This window comes from Bariatricus sp. HCP28S3_D3 (genome assembly GCF_052065755.1).
Taxonomy (GTDB): Bacteria; Bacillota; Clostridia; order Lachnospirales; family Lachnospiraceae; genus Allocoprococcus.
Window position 1 is genome coordinate 165,960 of sequence record NZ_JBQHTK010000001.1, and the last position, 18,245, is coordinate 184,204.

Sequence of the window (18,245 nt, forward strand, 5' to 3'; positions counted from 1 at the left end):
ACGCCCTTGTTTATTTTATTATATTAAACCACGCTTTCGATTGTCAACGTGGCATTGTGACGAAGTTTTGGAATTATTTTCCAAAATCCTCTACACATACAGCATTCCTTATTCCTCTTTCCGTTTTCCTGATCGGTATCTAACCGTATTATACCAGTTTCGCACTATATATTGCAATTTCATTTTACAAGCCATTCTTCATAAAGTATACTAAATACAGTATATGGACATTTATTCTGAATAGAAAGAAGGATTTGATCATGAACTACATTGACCTCCACTGTGATACACTCTATCGTCTCTACACGCAGGAAGACACGCTTCCGGATGAAACCCCGTGGGAAAACCGCGGACACATTGATCTTTCCAGACTGCACAAGGCCGGTGCTCTGGCCCAGTTCTTCGCCTGCTTTCTCAACCGGAAGCAGACTCCGATAAGTGAAAGCCATTACACAGATGCATTACAGATGATCCGTCTTCTAAAAAGTAGCGCCGACAGACACGCTGAGGTATCCTGCGCCTTTTCTTTTGATGATTATCTGCGCAACAAATCCGCCGGAAAGCTTTCCTGTTTTCTCACAGTAGAAGAAGGCGGTATTCTGGAAAATGACATGAGCCGTCTGTACACGCTTTACGAGGAAGGAATACGCCTGATCACGCTGACCTGGAACTATGAAAATGAACTGGGATTTCCCCACAACATGTCCTCCCAGAGTGGAACCGGTCTGAAGCCTTTCGGTCTGGAGGTGATTGGAGAAATGGAACGGCTCGGTATGCTGATCGATGTATCGCATCTTTCCGATGCCGGTTTTGAAGATGTATATCTAAATACCCGTAAGCCGTTCGTCGCCAGTCACTCCTGCTGCCGCTCTCTCTGCGGTCATTCCCGGAATCTAACCGACCAGATGATCCGTCAGATCGGAGAACGTCAGGGACTTGTCGGTGTGAATTTCTACGGTACATTTTTGCAGGATAACGGAATCTGCAGTGCCGATGTAATCGCAGCGCATCTGCGCCATATTGTAAATGTAGGAGGCATTGATATTGCTGCCCTTGGAAGTGATTTCGACGGAATGAGCTGTGAAATGGAACTTGCCGGATGTCAGGATATGCCGCTTCTTCTTCCGTCTCTCGAGAAGGCGGGCTTTACTTCCGGTGAAATCGATGCAATCTGTTATAAGAATGCAGAGCGGGTATTGAAAAATATATAGCATAGGATGTATTTTTTATTATTTTTACACAATTAGGGGCGATTGTAATGTCGCCCCCTAATCTTCTCGTTAAATTTCATTTGCAGCCGCATATCCCGCACGAACTGCTTCTGCAATGCTGGCCGTTCTATCTCCGGAGCAATCTCCTGCGTAATAAACAGGTACAGTAACGCCTTCCATATCCAACTCATTTTTCTTGGACCCTACTGCCATAATAATCGTATCACAATCTATGGAAATTTCTTTTTCTTCCTTTGTATCCGTAGCAAGAATCGTCTTTCCTTCGTTGACGATACGGTTGACTTTTGTATTGACATACTGTTTTACATCATGCTGTGCAAAATCTTTCATGATAATCGGAAGAATGGTGGATGATTCTCCATTTGCAATCTGATCCAGCATTTCAATCACCGATACCTGACAGCCTTTCTCCAGTACATATTCTGCAGTCTCCGTTCCGACAAGACCGCCGCCGATGATAGCACAGTGGCCTTTGACTTCTGCTTTTCCACTCAAAACATCCCACGAAGATACGACGTTTTCACTGTCTGCTCCCGGCACCGGAAGGATGAAATCATGTGCACCGACTGCCACGATCACAGCATCTGCACCATTCATAATTTCTTTGGTACATTCCGTATTCAGATGGATCGTTACCCCAAGTTCCGGCAAAATTCTCTCAAAATATTCAACGGAACGAAGGATCTCGCTCTTTCTCGGCGGTACCGCTGCAAGATGGATCTGGCCTCCGATATGATCCGCTTTCTCATAAACGTCTACCTGATGTCCGCGAACTGCTGCCACACGTGCCGCTTCCAGTCCGGCAATACCTGCTCCGACAATCACAACATGCTTCTTCTCTTCTGCAGGTTTAATGAAAATGGTTGCCTCGTCTCCATTTTCCGCATTAAGTACACAGGAAATATAACGGCGATTCTGGATTGCATCTACGCATCCCTTATTACAGTTCAGGCATTCACGGATCGGTTCATCCTTCTCAATCTTAATCGCAATATCCGGATCACAGAGCAGGGATCTTCCGTAGCTGATCATATCTGCTTCGCCATTTGCAAGAATCTCCTCTCCATTTTTCACATTCACCACTCGTCCTACCGTTGCAACCGGAATCGATACCACTTCTTTTACCTTCTTTGCAATCGGAAGAGTCCAGTTATATGGAACGGTTCCCATAGAAGGAATAGTATCGCCCATATTTCCGGTATGGTTTGCCTGAGCGACCTGGATCATATCCACTCCTGCTGCTTCCAGTCTTCTTGCAAATTCAATACCTTCCGATTCATAAAGTCCGCCTTTTCCACGGTCACTTCCATCCGCGTTGATCGTAATGAACGGGAGCTTATATTCCACCATCAGAGACGGCGCCGCTTCTTTGATTGCCGCAACCACTTCCAATGCATAGCGGATACGGTTCTCAAATGCTCCTCCATATTCATCGGTTCTGTGATTCAGAACGGTTGAGCACAAGGAACCCAGCAGGCGGTCTCCGTGAACCTCGATCGCATCCACTCCGGCCTCAGCCGCTCTTCTTGCGGATGTTGCGATGGATTTCTTGATCTCTTCCAACTGTTCTACAGTTGCTTCCGAAACAAAATGCTGCATGTCATGGTGCAGTTTCGCATAGGCATCATTGCGGAGCTGTCCCGCTTCCTTCATCTTAACTCCGAAAGCCTCCATGTCCCCCTGTGCTTTGGCAGCTTCAGCCTCTTTCATTGCCATCATGGAACCCTGGATCATCTTTCCTACACCCGGCACATCGTATTCCGGATGGAATAGCTGCAATGCAAGCTTACAATCATATACGTGCATTGCATCTGCCAGTTTTCTGAATGCCGGAATCTGACGGTCATCAAACAGCTTCGGCGTCGGCGATGCAGTATTGACCGGAGCTACATCTCCGATCACGACATAAGAAGCTCCCCCTTTTGCCAGTCTTTCATAAAAATGAAAACTCCGCTCCCCGATCGATCCGTCCCGCTCTTCATATCCGGTAGTAAGCGGCGGGAACATGATACGGTTCTTTAATGTCAGATTTCCTACTTTTAATGGCTGCAGTAATAATGACTCTTTACTCATTTTCTACCTCTTTTCTAGACTTGTATTTCAGAGAATCTTTGTTTATATTTTAACATGTTCATCTGTGTTACGCTATCACTATTAGAAAATATAATAACAGAGTAGAATACCATTGTTCGGAATCCCAGTAGAAGAAAAGCTCCCTTTCCTCATCAGAAAGAGAGCTCGATTCACGTACTTTTGAAAATTAAGCAAGTGCGGCTGTCAGGATGGCCATTACGTAAACTTCGTCTGCGTTACATCCGCGGGACAGGTCATTGATCGGGGCATTCAGTCCGAGAAGGATCGGTCCGTATGCATCAAATCCGCCGAGGCGCTGCGCAATCTTGTATCCGATATTTCCTGCATTGATATCCGGGAAAATAAATACGTTTGCATGTCCTGCCACTTTGCTGTCCGGGCATTTTGTCTGGGCTACACGTGGTGAAACAGCAGCGTCGAACTGTAATTCTCCGTCGATTGCAAGATCCGGGAACTGTTCTTTTGCTTTTGCGGTAGCATTGCGCATCTTGTCTACATCTTCTCCCTTTCCGGATCCGAGTGTAGAGTAGCTTAAGAATGCAACCTTCGGATCGATGCCGAATAATTTACTGCATGCAGCGGTCTCTCCGGCGATCTCAACCAGATCATCTTCGGTCGGTTTCAGGTTGATCGCGCAGTCTCCCATTGCAAGTATCTCATTCTCTCCGTCTGCTGTCGGACGCGCAAGAATGAAGCATGAAGAAACGATCTTGTTGCCCGGTTTTGTCTTGATAACCTGAAGAGCCGGACGAACGGTATCAGCTGTAGAGTAGGTTGCTCCTCCAAGAAGAGAATCAGCAAGTCCCATCTTAACCAGCATGGTTCCGAAATAGTTTGCATGGCTTAATACTTCTTTTGCCTGCTCCGGTGTCACGCCTTTTTTCTTACGAAGTTCGCAGAACAGTTCAACCATCTCATCGAATTTATCAAAGTTATCCGGATCAACGATCTCTGCTCCGGTGATATCAAATCCGAATTTTTCAGCAGCGGCTTTTACTTCTTCAACTTTTCCAACCAGAACAGGTGTAAGGAAACCGTCCTGAAGTAAGCGAGAAGATGCTTCCAGAATTCTTTCATCGGTTCCTTCGGTAAATACGATCTTTTTCGGATCTGCTTTCAATTTTGCCATCATAGGCTCGAAAATATTCTTTGCCATTATTTCTTCCTCCTTGAGAAAACATTTACAATTCTTTTTCTTATACTGTATCACTTTTTTGGGGGAATGGGAATGGGGAAATGGGATTGTATCGAAAATTATCCACAACCAGGTGTCTCACAAGACCTGCTTTCGCTCGGGGGAAAACGCCGCGGTACTAAATGCCAGGGCGCCGCTTATGCGGCTGCTGCCATTAAGTGCCGGCGTTTTCCACGGTCTTGTGAGACACCTGGTTGTTCCGGTATATTGACTGACGGGACGGGTGACTGGCTGACGCGGTCACCTGATTTCCCATATTATGATTCCCAGGATCGCAGAACATAGAATGATCCACATTGGAGAAATCTTTTTCTTCAACAGATATTTAAAGATAAAAAGAACAGCTCCGAGAATGACCGTGACGATGACAGAACGTATGTCTGCCGTCACATTTTCCTCCAACCGGATGCAGTTTCCCAGGATCATGGTTACTCCTGTTGCGAGGATGATTCCGATGACGCAGGGCTTCAGGCCTCCGATGACGGCTTGTACACAGCCATGATTCCATACTCTCTTTAAGGCAGCTACAAACAGCAGAATAATCACAAATGCAGGGAGAACGACTGCAAATGTTGCCAAAACTGCTCCCGATATACCAGCCTGGCTGAGGCCGATATAGGTCGCAAGATTCACCATGATCGGACCAGGCGTGCTTTCGCTAACGGCAATCATATAGGTCAGCGTTTCTTCACTGAGCCAGCCATGCGTCAGAACAACGTCACGTATCAGAGAAATCGCACCATATGCACCTCCGAAAGAAAAACATCCCACTTTCAAGAATGCCAGGAAAAGCTCAAGATAAATCATTTTTCTCTTTTCTCCTTTCCATGGCGTATCACATTGATCTGATAAAGCGCAAGACTGAAAATTGCTGCAATAATCATCAGGCTGATAGAAGAAAAGTTCCAGGAGAATATCTGGATCAGAAACATGGCCGCAAACGACACGAGCATGATTCCCTGCGTGATCCTGTCTTTATTCATCTTGCGTATCATCATGACTGCCGCATCCAGAATGATGATTCCGACTGCAGCCTTGATTCCTTTGAATGCATTTGCGATAATTTTGATTTCCAAAAACTGGTTCAGAAACATAGATATCAGATAAATGATGAAAAATGAAGGGAGAACGACTCCGACTGTTGCGGCAAGGGCTCCTGATAGTCCCGCCTGCTGATATCCCACAAAGGTTGCACAGTTTATTGCAATCGGTCCGGGTGTTGATTCTGCTATGATTGTCACATACATCATTTCATCGTGCGTAATCCAATGCTTCTTTTCTACACACTGTTCCTCGATCAGTGCAAGCATCGCAAGACCGCCGCCAAAAGTGAATAAGCCTATTTTAAAAAAGGACAAAAACAGGTCCGGAATAATGCTTCCCGGAATCTTCTTATCATTGCATTCATTCAGACTGTTCATTCTTTACCTCATTTCTAATGTCTCTTTTCTGTGATATCGTTTTCTCTGTTATTTTACCAATCAACTTCCGAATTAGCAATACCTGCTATACTATTTTTACGTTTCTGTAAATCATTTTACACAATTATTACCGTTTTAATACAAACTGCTGTTTTCACACCGATATACTTTTCGGTCCAGTTCCATCCTCCCGCTGACTTGATCTTTTATTTCCAGGGCCGCTTCTTTCCGTGCCAGCCCCGTTCTTCCCAATATCCGTAATCCGGTTCCATCGGCGCAAAATGCTTATGAGCCATGCGCATCAAATAGAACCACATTTTTGCGCGCCTGTTGCATCCCTGTTTTCCTGCATTTTCCCGAATCTGCCCAGCCATCTTATCCGTTTTCCTATGGATACTCTTCTTAATCCCGTCCGGAATTTCATCCGGTCTCGCTGCCTGAACACCGATTCCCAGACGGTACACTTTTGAGATTCCCCACATTTCAAGACTGTCCGCCATATCCTTTACCGTACTTTTCATTCCGCCTCCGGCAGCCGTGCTGATCGCAACTGCCTGCTTTCTGCTCATTTCCGGCCTTGGTCTGTGAATCATCCACCAGGTTCCGAAATGATCCAGGAAACTCATCATCTGACCGGAAGCATAGTATACATAAACCGGACTTGCCAGGATAATGAGATCCGCGCTGAGAACTGCCTTTTCTAACGGCTCCAGTTCTTTGTAATGCGGACATTTCGATAATTCTGTCTGAAAACAGGTAAAACACCCCGTGCAGTGCTTATTGAAATTTCGCGGCAAAAAGAACTCATCAATCTCGCCGCCGACTTTATCTGCCAGCTCTCTAGCCACCATGTGAGTGCTTCCTTTATGACTTTGCCCGTATAATATTACAATTTTCATAATTAAATAACGCTTCCCTTCGCACTCTATCTATCTTCTATGTTCTCTGTAAAATTGTTTCAAATCAGCTTTCACTTCGTCGGACAGCATTCCCATTTCTTCATATGGTTTCAACATCTTTGAAAGATTGTCGCCATCCATAACCCGAATACCAAAATTGTCCCCTTTTTCCAACGTACCGACATAGGTACAGCCCAGATATTCATATCCACATAATTTTCAATTATATTTTACTTAATTTCTTTTGATGCTGATAGGTAAATAATGAAGATGGATGTGTCAATTTTATAGTCATTAGATTGCGGCAATCAAAAAACAGCCAATCTGCCGGCAAGTTTGCAGACTGGCTGTTCATTTAGGCATTACTATACTTTATTATGTTTTTTTGCCGCTCTTCTTTTACTTACATTTCTGATCTTTTTGTTCTTGTTCGGAACTGAAACCGGCTTCACAGGTTCTTTTTTTTCTTCTAATGGCGCAGTCACTGTTTCCGAAGATTCTTCTGCCGCGTCACCTATTACACTTTCTTCCGCGATCGGCTTTTCCTCTATAACGTCTTCCGCCACAACTGCTTCCGCTATAGCTTCTTCCGCCACATCTTCTTCCATCTCATCTTTATCCTTCGCAGTCATCGCCCAGATAAAGTCATGTGCCGGAATCCTGATATCTTTGAGCTCTGTTTTTTCTCCGGTCATCAGGTTCTCATATTCCTCTTCTTCGTACATCCATGCAGTTCTTTCCTGGTCACTGAAATTGTAGAAGCTGTAGAATTTCTCACCATCTTTTTCACGCATGATGCCAAGTATCGCGGTATCATGAACGTCGTAAGTATATACATTGGCGGAAGCATCGAAAATTGCTTCGTTTTTACGAATCTGTTCCAGTTTCGACAATGCCCGGAAGATTTTTCCCTGGACAGTATCCGGATTCTGGCAGTTTTCTGTAAGATCCCACCGGAACGCGCCGCGGTGAATATAGCGGCTGTCTACGCATTTATCCGGATCTTTCTTATAAGTATAATCATTGACCTGTCCGATTTCATCTCCGCTGTACAGCATTGGGATACCGGACTGGGAGAGCATATAGGCATGAAGCATCAGGTCCATGCGGATAGCTTCTTCCATTTTCTGAGCATTCTGTTCAAATCCGGCGCTTTCTACTCCGCACATGGAAGCTGTTGTTCCGCAGAATCTTGCATCCTGTGTGACAGGATCATCGTTGTAGAGTTCTCCGCGGCTCGGACTTCCCTCGAATTTACCTGTGAAATAATCATTCAGGAACCGTTTGTGATCCACTTCCTTCATTCCCCATGATCTCAGCGTGCCGAAATCAAGTCCCCACCCGATATCATCATGACAACGGAGATAATTCAGGAAGGTATATTCTCTCGGAAGGCTGTTCACGATATCAAGCTGCTGCTTCAGCAGGCGTGTATCCTTGGTTGCCACACTGTTCCATGTGGTCGCCATGGTTGTTACGTTGTAAAGCATATGACATTCCGGCTTTTCTACCGTACCAAAATACGGAACTACCTTCTCCGGTTCCATAACTACTTCACCGAGAAGTGCCACACTCGGGCAGACGACCTCACCGATCATGCGCATCATACGGACAATGGTATGTACCTGCGGCAGGTTTCTGCACGGGGTTCCGAGCTGTTTCCAGATATAAGGAACTGCATCGATCCGGATGATGTCCATTCCCTGATTTGCGAAGAACAGGAAATTATACATCATTTCGTTGAATACCCGCGGATTCCGATAATTCAGATCCCACTGATACGGGTAAAATGTCGTCATTACAAAATGTCCGGCTTCCGGTACCCATGTAAAATTCCCCGGTGCGGTTGTCGGGAACACCTGCGGAACCGTTTTTTCAAATTCTCTCGGGATATCATAATTATTATAGAAGAAATAACGGCTCATGTATTCTCCGTCACCGTTCTTTGCCTTTACCGCCCATTCATGGTCCTCTGAAGTGTGATTCATTACAAAGTCCATGCAGAGATTCATCTCTCTCTTATGACAATCCTCCGCCAGATCAGCCAGATCCTCCATCGTTCCAAGCTCAGGCTTCACCTTACGAAAATCGGCGACTGCATATCCTCCGTCGGATTTTCCTTTCGGGGAATCCAGAAACGGCATCAGATGGATACAGTTTACATTACATGATTCCAGATAGGAAAGTTTCTCCTTCACACCTTTCAAATTGCCTGCAAAATTATCGATGTACATCATCATTCCCAGCATATCGTTCTTCTTGAACCATCCCGGATTCTCTTCCCGGATCAGATCTCTCTCTTTCAGAGATTCATGCCGGTTGGTATAATATTCATACATCTGAGAACATAATTCTGCGAACATATCTTCATTATGGTACAACTCCATATAGAGCCATTTTAATTCATCGTGGTGTTTATTCATCCTTTTCTGAAATACTGTATCTGCATTAACCATAATATTAACGTCCTTTCTCTATCAGTTTCTCACCAGATAAATCTGTATCGCCTGGTACTCACTCATACTTGCCAGAACCGGAATTCCCGCATCCATCAGTGCCGCCCCGCTATAAAGCGCACCTGTAGTCTGATTCCTATACATGGCATCTTCGTCCAGCCCCTGAAGTCTGACATAAGAAGCAGTCATATTTCCATGCATCTCAAGCATCACGATATTTAACAGGACTTCACTTCGATCCTCTGAGACAAACTCCCATGCTCCCGTCTCATCTTCAAAGGGATTGGTCAGGCGGAAATAGGTTCCGTTCTGAATCAGATCTGCATATCTATGATAATCCTGAATCTGTCTGCGGATTTCTTCTTTTTCTTCACTGCCGAGTTTGCCCAGATCAAGCTCATATCCAAAGGTTCCGGCCATTGCCACAACGCCTCTTGTATTCATCGGCATCGTTCTGCCTGTCTGATGGTTCGGAACTGCAGATACATGAGAACCCACCGCTGAAACCGGGAACCCGAATGAAGTTCCATATTGAATCCGAATCCGGTCTGCCGCATCGGTATTATCACTGCACCAGATCTGCGGTGTATAATATAACATCCCCGCATCAAACCTGCCGCCTCCTCCGCTGCATCCTTCAATCAGCATATCCGGATAGCGGTTCACAAGACGCTCCAGGAAATCATAAAGTCCAAGTATATAATCATAGAGGACTCTTCCCTGCTCACCTGCCGCTGCCGAGTAGACCTCTGCAATACTACGGTTGTAATCCCATTTTAGATATTCTATATTTCCCTGATCAAGTACCTCACAGATTTTATCATAGATATAATTTACCACGTCCCTACGTGAAAAATCAAGTACAAGCTGATTTCTGCTTCGAACAGGCTTTCTGCCTGGTATCGCAAAAGCCCAATCCGGATGCTCGCGGTACAGATCACTGTCTTCACTTATCATCTCCGGTTCCACCCAGATTCCGAATTTCAAGCCTTCTGCATTGACTTTCTGAATCAGTTCACTTAATGGCATTCCCAGTTTCTTTTCGTTGACATACCAATCTCCCAGACCACTGTTGTCATCGTTCCGTTTGCCAAACCATCCGTCATCCATGACCAGCATTTCGATTCCGGCTTCTTTGGCATGTCTGGCAAGCCGGCAGAGAGATTCGCCTGTAATATCAAAATAAGAGGCTTCCCAGCTGTTCAGAAGCACCGGCCGCACTTGATTCTTATATTTTCCCCTGCAAATATGTTTCCGGATACATGCGTGCTGATTCTGAGAAAGACGGTTCAGTCCCTGATCCGTATAAGTAAGGATTACTTCCGGTGCGAAGAAACTTTCACCCACGTCGAGCGGATAACAGAATGCTTCATCCTGAAGCCCCATCAGCATTCTCGTCTGATTATACTGATCTTTCTCAACTTCCGCCTTAAATTCACCACTGTAAACAAAGTTCATCGCATAGCAGCTTCCATGTGATTCGGTTGTCTCGTGTCCTGCAAGAATGACTACCGGACTGTACTGATGGCTGGATGCGCCTCTGCGGCTTCCGATCACTGTATTTGCATGCAGCACTTCGCTTCTCTGGAAATTTCGTTCCATCACATGGCGCCCATAGAAGCTGATTACATCATATCTTCCTCCTACAAAGTCAAGACAGGCAGACTGCACTTTTTCCAGATAAAGCTTATGTTTCCCCGCATTTTTGACTATGACACTTCTGGTAATGATATTCTCCTCCGGAAGAACACCATATAATAAAGTCACTTCCAATCCGTTTACCGGATCCACAAGATCAATTTCCAAAGTTTCGGCTTCCTTCTCCGAAGCATAGACTGCCGGGAGCCCCGGAAGACTGTATTTTCCATCTTTTATTTCATATCCACGAAACTTAAGATCACTTCCCGTGATTCCCGCGCCGTCACGGACAATCAATGCCGTACTCCGATAATCGCCCGTTCCTCTGCAGGGATACTCCTGCGGGAGCGCATCCATCGAATAGGTACGATCCTCACCCGCCTCATACGGATTTCCCGAAAAGCCTCTGTCAGCGCAAGTAATAAGGTAATCCATACATCCTTTTGCTTTCCTTCCATAATAAAGATGAAGAAGATATCCGTATGCATCTACCTGCATTTGGTATGTCGTTTCTTTTGTGTCTAATGTAAATATTCTTGTCTTCTCTTCAAAAATAATGCTCATGCTGTCTCTCCATTTGTAATTGCCATATTTTTGTTGTTACAGCGCAAGGGCCAAAATTAATTTTGACCCTTACTTTCACCTTATATTATATACATTTGATTCTTATTTTACAGCCCCATTTACTACACCATTTAGTATTTGTTTCTGACAGATCAGATAGAAAATCAGAATTGGCAGAAGTGCCAGCAAGTAGGACGCAAATGCCAGATTAAAATTGGTTCCGAACTGCGTCTGGAATGTCATCTGTGCCAGTGGGAGGGTTGTCATACCGGAACCTGACATAATGACAAGCGGAGTCATAACGTCATTCCATGTTCCGAGTGCGGTCAGAACTGCAACAGTCGCATGCATTGGCTTCATGATCGGGAAAATGATTTTCCAATAAGTCTGCCATGTTGTCGCGCCGTCCACATAAGCGGCTTCTTCCAGTGCCATCGGAATATTTACCAGATAGCCGGAATAAAGAAGTACGTTCATCGGCATATAGAATACCACATAAAGGATGATCACGCCAACCCAGTTCGCAAGCCCGAGACGCGCAGTCTGTTTTACCAGAGGCATCATCAGGATTGCGAAGGGTACGAACATACCGCTGACGATGTAGAGATATGCAAAATTATAAAATTTGCTGTGTCCTTTATTTCTACCAATCGCGTATCCGATGAGGGAGTGGATCACAATGGAGATCACAACCGTCAGTACAGTGATCAGGATACTGTTAAATAAAGAATGCCAGAAATCGGTGACTCTCATGGCTTCCGCGAAGTTGGAGAGACTCCAGCTCTTAGGAAGAGAAAGGATTCCGCTGATACTGTTCGTCATTTCTGACGGCTGTTTGAATGCGATCACAATTGTCATATAAAGCGGAAATGCAACTGTAATCAGCCCCAGGATCAGCAAAATCGTAACCGGCCAGTTTACTTTTTGATTTACTTTTTTCTTCATTATAACTGCTCCTCCTTCTTACCTAATACTCCAAGCTGGAATACGGAAATTCCAACGATTACTATAAAGAAGATTACCGCGTTGGCACTCTGAAATCCAAATTGTCCGCCGCCCATACCATTCTGGTAAATGAGGTAGGAGATGGATTCTGTACTCTGTGCAGGGCCGCCTTTCGTCAATGCCATGATCTGATCGAACACCATCAGGAAGTTCTTCACACAGAGCACCATGTTGATAGTAAAGAACGGAAGGATCAGAGGGAAGGTCAGATTCTTGAATTTCTTCCATCCTGTCGCTCCGTCGATGGAACCGGCCTCGTATACATCCTCCGGCACTGTCTGCAGACCGGAAATATAAATAATCGTGTTCATCGCAATGGACTGCCATGCACATACAATTACAACCGCAACCCATGCCAGCTTCTCATTGGACAGCATACTGGAACCAAGCGTTCCGCTTCCGATCATCTTGCCGAATGCCGGAAGAATATATGTAAAGAAATAGTTAAAGATGTAACCAACAACCAATGCACCAAGAATATTTGGTACAAAGTATGCACCGCGAAGTGCGCTTTTGAATTTGATCTTACTGTTCAGTCCCATTGCCAGCATAAGACTGATCACATTTACCACGATAGTTGCTGTAATTGCAAGCTTAAATGTAAACAGGTAAGAGTTTCCCACACGGGAATCCTGGAACAGATCGATATAGTTACGAAGTCCGACCCAGTCGAAGCTTCCATATCCTTTAAAGTTTGTAAAACTGTAAATAACACCCTGAATCAACGGTAAAGTATTAAAACAGAAGAATAATAACATGATCGGGATTGTGATTGCGAGAAACGTACGTTTCCGTCCTGTCATTCCTTTTTTATCCATATTCCGGTTCCCCCTTTTCTAGTTTTCGTCCGGATGTTCCGCTTCATATGCTTCAACTTTCCGGATAATATCTCTGTTGTAACGTACCCAGTCTTTGTCAAATTTTGCAAGGAATGCATCCACATCCTGCTTCATAAGGAAAGTCTGGATCTGCGCATCCACAGACATTTCTGCAGGATAGTAATGATCCTGGTAATCAGCCATTCTTCCGTCAGCAATATAGGATTTCATACCATCCAGCATAGATGGAAGTTCGAAATCACCTTCTTTACAAGGTACCGCATTCTGGTTATCAAGATATTCCTGAATGCTTTCATCTTCCAGAAGGAATCTTAAAACTTCATAAGCTGCTTCTTTATTTTCACAGTCTTCCATCACACAGAACTGAAGGTCGATACCTGAATTCAGCACATTGTCTTCTTCATTGTCATTTACCGGGAATACGAAAGAATCGATATCCATATCCGGGTTTACAGATTTGATCTGCGGAACCGCATAGCTTCCGATGGTGTACATCGCTGATTCTCCATTTGCAAAGGCAGTACATGCTCCATTGTAATCATATGCAAACGGATCGTCCGGTCCATATGGCAGAAGCTGAAGCATCTTTTCAGCTACTTCCCGGTATTCTTCGGTAAATGTAGTTGCCCCTTTATTGACCTGTCTGCACACATCTGCATCTACAAGTCCTACTGCCATCGCATTCCACGGTGCCAGTGTTGTCCAGGTGTCTTTGAATCCGAAATAAAGCGGAAGGATACCTTCAGACTGGATTTCATTACAAAGTGCGATAAATTCATCCCAGGTCTCAGGAATTTCCCATCCATGTTCCTCAAACATTTCTCTGTTATACAGGATTCCGGCAGCATTTGCCACATACGGCACCGCGTAAATTCCTTCCTCCGGCACATACTCAAGTGCTTTGTCAATATCCTTATATGCCTGTTTGATATCGTCAAGCCCGTCAAAATCGGAAATATCCATCAGCATATCAGAATCGACAAATGAAGAAAAATTCACATCTCCTCCGATTCCGATAATATCCGGATTGTCTTCTCTTATAAATCTTGTCTTTAAAATTGTCATTGCATCACTTGGAGACTCAATGGTAAGATGAATATCATCATGCGTTTCATTAAATCTTTGCTCAATCGCTTCAAACGCATCGACTGCTTCCGGCTTGTACTGCACCAGATTGATTTCAATCTTTCCGCTGTTCTCTTTGTTTCCGCAGGCTGTCAGCATCATCGCCGCAACCATGGTCACACTTAAACCTACGCTAACTAATGCTTTTCCTTTTCTTCGCATCTCTCATTTTGCTCCTCTCTCTCATAACATCCGCGCGCTGTTGTTTGTAATGCTATTATAACTTATCAAAATGCTGTCATAAATAGCCTTGTTTTTGAATTTTTATACCAAAATAATGCCTTTATGTGATATAATTAAATTCATCTAGCATTTTGGTATAAAGTGCGGAGAAATCCGTGCATCATATAATTAAGGGGGATTATCCTATGAGTGATTTACTTTTTTCTGTCTTTCCAAATGAAAATTTTGTTGATCTCGGACTCTATCAGTACGGCTGGGAACAGTGTACTCCATCCCATTCTTTTGGTCCTGCCGCAAGAAATCATTTTCTCTTTCACTACGTCATTTCCGGAACAGGACTTCTTTTGGCAGACAATTCAAAAGGGGTGACTCAGACTTATCCAATTAAAAGCGGACAGGGTTTCATGTTGTTTCCCGGCCAGATTTCCACTTATGTTGCTGACAAAGAACTCCCCTGGGAATATACCTGGCTGGAATTTGACGGGCTCAAAGTTCATGAAATGGTAGAAATTGCCGGGCTTACCCGTGACGCTCCAATCTATCATGCCAAGTCCAAAGAACTGCGGCAGAATATGATGGCGGAAATGCTGTATATTGCGCAGAACTCAGACAAATCTCCGTTTCATCTGATTGGACATCTGTATTTGTTTCTGGACTATTTTACCCGTTCTACTGCCACGATGAGACTGAAGCAGGATGGACGCCTGCGGGATTTTTATGTAAAAGAGGCACTCTCTTTTATTGAACAGAATTTCCAGAATGATATCTCTGTAGAAGATATCGCAGGATTCTGCGGTCTGAACCGGAGTTATTTCGGTAAAATTTTCCGTGACACGATCGGGAAATCGCCTCAGGAATTTCTGATGAGTTACCGGATGCAGAAGGCAACCGAGCTTTTGAAGCTGACGCAGCTTAATATCAATGATATCGGAAATGTGGTCGGGTATCCGAATCAGCTGCATTTTTCACGCGCATTTAAAAATATTTACGGAATCTCGCCAAGACAGTGGCGGAATGAAAACCGGATCGGTCCTCCGGGAAGTGGAACCATAGAGACCTAATATGATACAATGGTCCCAAAAAGAAGAGACGCAGCACCTAAAAGCTACGTCTCTTCTTTAAGTTGTACAATCAATTGTCTAAGAACCTGTTCGCATCGCTCAATATCCGCGATTTCTACGAATTCATCAGGTTTGTGTGCATACTTCAGATTTCCGGGACCATAGGACAGACAGTTTCTATTCCCAAGTTTTCCGGCTATGACAGCAGTATCTGTATATCCGGGAAATGGTCTTACAGACGGCTTTTCTCCCGTAACTTCCTGCACTGCCTTCTTCAGTTCCTTCAAAAACCCGGATTCATCATTTTTCTCTATGTATGGACGATTTCCGGTAATCCGGTATTCAAATTTTACTCCGGGCACAGCATTTTGGGCATATGCAATCGCCCGATCTGTAATTTCCAGAACTTTGGTATCTGTCGTAGGCGGTGTCAGTCGGCAATCCACCCACAATTTACACTCATCCGGCACTACATAAGGCTGATATCCTCCCTGGATCTGTCCGAAGGTCACTGTTGTCCTTCCCAGTTCTTCATGAACCGGAAGCTGTGCAAAAGAATTTCTCATGTCGCTGATGCATTCCGCCATCGCGGCAATCGCATCCGCTCCTTGTTCCGGCTTACTGGCATGTGCCGTGATACCATGCGCACTCAGTTCCAACCAGAATCTTCCTTTGTGTGACATCTGAATCTGTCCGTCCGTTGGCTCCAGATCCATCACCCAGTCCTCTTTTCTGACCTGATTCCATCTGACGACGCATTCTACACCGTTCATATCGCCTTCTTCATCTACCGTGCAGATCAGGCGGAGCGGCCGTTTAAGCCTGCATTCACCTGATTCGCACCTTCTGGCTGTTTCTTTAAAAACCGAAAGAGCACAGGCCAGTCCCGATTTCATATCACAGGAACCGCGTCCATAAATCCGTTCCCCTTCTGTATCTGCTCCAAATGGATCTCTGGTCCACTCTTTCCCGACCACTACGGTATCCATATGACAGATCAGAACCAGCGCAGGCGCTTCTTTATCGAATTGATATGAGGTAATCTCTGCGATAAGATTCCTTCGTCCATCAAACACTTCATTTTCCGTAATCCTGATTCCCGGAACTGATAAATACTCTTTGATAAATTCTTCTACATTCTTCTCACCGACACCAGGGTTCGTACTCTCGATCCGAACCAGTTTTCTGGTGAGATTTAAAGCTTCGCCCGTAATCACTTTTATTCTGCTTTCAGAGCAACTACTTCGATTTCTACAAGTGCAGCCTTCGGAAGAGCAGCTACCTGAAATGCGGATCTTGCAGGATAGTTTCCTTCATTGAAAAATTCTGCATATACGCCGTTCATTTTCGCAAAATCGGCAATATCATTCAAATATACCGTTGTCTTTACAACGTCATCCATGGTGCATCCTGCAGACTCGAGAATTGCTTTTACATTTTCCAGAGACTGTCTGGTCTGCCCTTCGATATCCGTTGCTGCAATATCTCCTTTTCCCGGGCAGATTGGAAGCTGGCCTGAAAGAAAAAGAAGGTTTCCTGTATTGATTCCCTGAGAATATGGTCCGATTGCAAGCGGTGCCTTGTTTGTGTTTAAAATAGTTTTCATTGCTTAATTCCTCCTGTTTATGCGCCTTTCATTCGGCTAATTTATTATTATAAGAATAATTTATCACTATATTTATTTAATGTCAACTTTTTCTTATTTTCACAATAGTTTTTTTCAGCATTGAAAAATAATGATTTGCATGCGATAATACTTTTAAGATATTTTATATCAAAGCGAGGGAATTTTATTTATGACATCAAGTATTTTAGAACCATACAAGATACTGGTTGAATTTCTCGGTCAGGCCCTTGGATCAGATTATGAAGTAGTTCTTCAGGACCTTTCCAGTGAAAGCAAATCGATCATTGCAATTGCTAACGGACACATCAGCGGGCGCTCCGTAGGCAGTCCACTTACCAATGCCGCACTTCAAATGCTCTCTTCCAGGCTCTATGAATCCAGAGATTATCTGGCTAATTATAAAGGCATTGCCGAAAACGGACATATTCTACGCTCTTCTACCATGTTCATTAAAGATGAATCTGGTATTCCGATTGGAATGTTATGCATTAATTTTGATGACAGCCGATATAACGACCTTCACGAAAAGCTTCTTTCCGTGATTCATCCGGCCTCCTTCCGTGGAAATACACCTGTTTTCCAGAAAACCTTATCCGTATCTCAGACAGAGGCACCGGAAGAATCCGTTCAGATCACGGAAAGCTTCCCGATGGACATCAATTCTTTGATGCAGAAAATATTCGAAGATTGTACAGCTGCGCTTACAACGCCTGTAGACCGATTGAATCAGCTCGAAAGGAAAGAAATTGTCAGCAAATTAAATGAACAAGGCCTTTTCAAACTCAAAGGAGCGATTTCCTTTGTCGCGAAAAAGTTCTCCTGTTCAACAGCAACCGTTTACCGGTATCTCAGTGAGATTACGGCGCAATAATAGAATTAAATAGTAACAGTTCAGCCATGAGCAAG

15 protein-coding genes are annotated in these 18,245 nt (G+C 44.3%); 3 read left to right on the forward strand and 12 right to left on the reverse strand.

The window, feature by feature from the left end; all coding sequences use genetic code 11:
• The first annotated feature begins 260 nt into the window (after positions 1-260).
• Entirely contained in the window at positions 261-1,211 is a 951-nt protein-coding gene (locus ACTNB3_RS00775) for a dipeptidase (RefSeq protein WP_441024117.1), read from the forward strand.
• A 69-nt stretch (positions 1,212-1,280) separates the two neighbouring features.
• Here ACTNB3_RS00775 and bilR read toward each other — a convergent pair whose 3' ends face one another.
• From bilR to ACTNB3_RS00825, 10 genes are all read right to left on the reverse strand, one after another.
• Positions 1,281-3,305 (reverse strand): bilirubin reductase, long form, encoded by a 2,025-nt coding sequence (gene bilR / locus ACTNB3_RS00780; protein WP_441024119.1) that lies wholly within the window; start codon positions 3,303-3,305, stop codon positions 1,281-1,283.
• A gap of 187 nt (positions 3,306-3,492) precedes the next feature.
• A complete protein-coding gene (gene pta / locus ACTNB3_RS00785) occupies positions 3,493-4,482 on the reverse strand; it encodes a phosphate acetyltransferase (RefSeq protein ID WP_427806315.1) in 990 nt (329 codons plus the stop codon).
• 279 nt (positions 4,483-4,761) lie between these two features.
• A complete protein-coding gene (locus ACTNB3_RS00790) occupies positions 4,762-5,328 on the reverse strand; it encodes a chromate transporter (protein WP_441024122.1) in 567 nt (188 codons plus the stop codon).
• Positions 5,325-5,942, reverse strand: coding sequence for a chromate transporter (locus tag ACTNB3_RS00795; RefSeq protein WP_441016581.1), 618 nt, complete (start codon positions 5,940-5,942; stop codon positions 5,325-5,327). Before ACTNB3_RS00795 ends, ACTNB3_RS00790 begins: the two co-directional genes overlap by 4 nt.
• Before the next feature lie 206 nt (positions 5,943-6,148).
• Entirely contained in the window at positions 6,149-6,841 is a 693-nt protein-coding gene (locus tag ACTNB3_RS00800) for a flavodoxin family protein (protein ID WP_441024124.1), read from the reverse strand.
• 365 nt (positions 6,842-7,206) lie between these two features.
• The gene (locus tag ACTNB3_RS00805) at positions 7,207-9,297 is read right to left on the reverse strand and encodes an alpha-amylase family protein (RefSeq protein WP_441024126.1); all 2,091 of its coding nucleotides are present in this window, start codon (positions 9,295-9,297) and stop codon (positions 7,207-7,209) included.
• A 21-nt stretch (positions 9,298-9,318) separates the two neighbouring features.
• Complete coding sequence (locus ACTNB3_RS00810; RefSeq protein WP_427818905.1) at positions 9,319-11,499, reverse strand: alpha-galactosidase; 2,181 nt, start codon at positions 11,497-11,499, stop codon at positions 9,319-9,321.
• 102 nt (positions 11,500-11,601) lie between these two features.
• Entirely contained in the window at positions 11,602-12,444 is an 843-nt protein-coding gene (locus tag ACTNB3_RS00815) for a carbohydrate ABC transporter permease (RefSeq protein WP_427818904.1), read from the reverse strand.
• Entirely contained in the window at positions 12,444-13,322 is an 879-nt protein-coding gene (locus ACTNB3_RS00820) for a carbohydrate ABC transporter permease (RefSeq protein ID WP_427818903.1), read from the reverse strand. Before ACTNB3_RS00820 ends, ACTNB3_RS00815 begins: the two co-directional genes overlap by 1 nt.
• A gap of 18 nt (positions 13,323-13,340) precedes the next feature.
• On the reverse strand, positions 13,341-14,630 hold the full coding sequence (locus ACTNB3_RS00825; RefSeq protein WP_441024129.1) for an ABC transporter substrate-binding protein: 1,290 nt from the start codon (positions 14,628-14,630) through the stop codon (positions 13,341-13,343).
• A 206-nt stretch (positions 14,631-14,836) separates the two neighbouring features.
• On the opposite strand from ACTNB3_RS00825, the gene ACTNB3_RS00830 reads away from it, so the two are divergent.
• Positions 14,837-15,712, forward strand: a complete 876-nt coding sequence (locus ACTNB3_RS00830) for an AraC family transcriptional regulator (protein ID WP_427818901.1) — start codon at positions 14,837-14,839, stop codon at positions 15,710-15,712.
• Between the two features lie 44 nt (positions 15,713-15,756).
• Here ACTNB3_RS00830 and ACTNB3_RS00835 read toward each other — a convergent pair whose 3' ends face one another.
• Complete coding sequence (locus ACTNB3_RS00835) at positions 15,757-16,929, reverse strand: M20 family metallopeptidase (RefSeq protein ID WP_427818900.1); 1,173 nt, start codon at positions 16,927-16,929, stop codon at positions 15,757-15,759.
• Positions 16,930-16,931: 2 nt separating this feature from the next.
• Complete coding sequence (locus ACTNB3_RS00840; RefSeq protein WP_427818899.1) at positions 16,932-17,318, reverse strand: RidA family protein; 387 nt, start codon at positions 17,316-17,318, stop codon at positions 16,932-16,934.
• A gap of 190 nt (positions 17,319-17,508) precedes the next feature.
• On the opposite strand from ACTNB3_RS00840, the gene ACTNB3_RS00845 reads away from it, so the two are divergent.
• A complete protein-coding gene (locus ACTNB3_RS00845) occupies positions 17,509-18,210 on the forward strand; it encodes a helix-turn-helix transcriptional regulator (RefSeq protein WP_427818898.1) in 702 nt (233 codons plus the stop codon).
• The last annotated feature ends 35 nt before the right edge of the window (positions 18,211-18,245 follow it).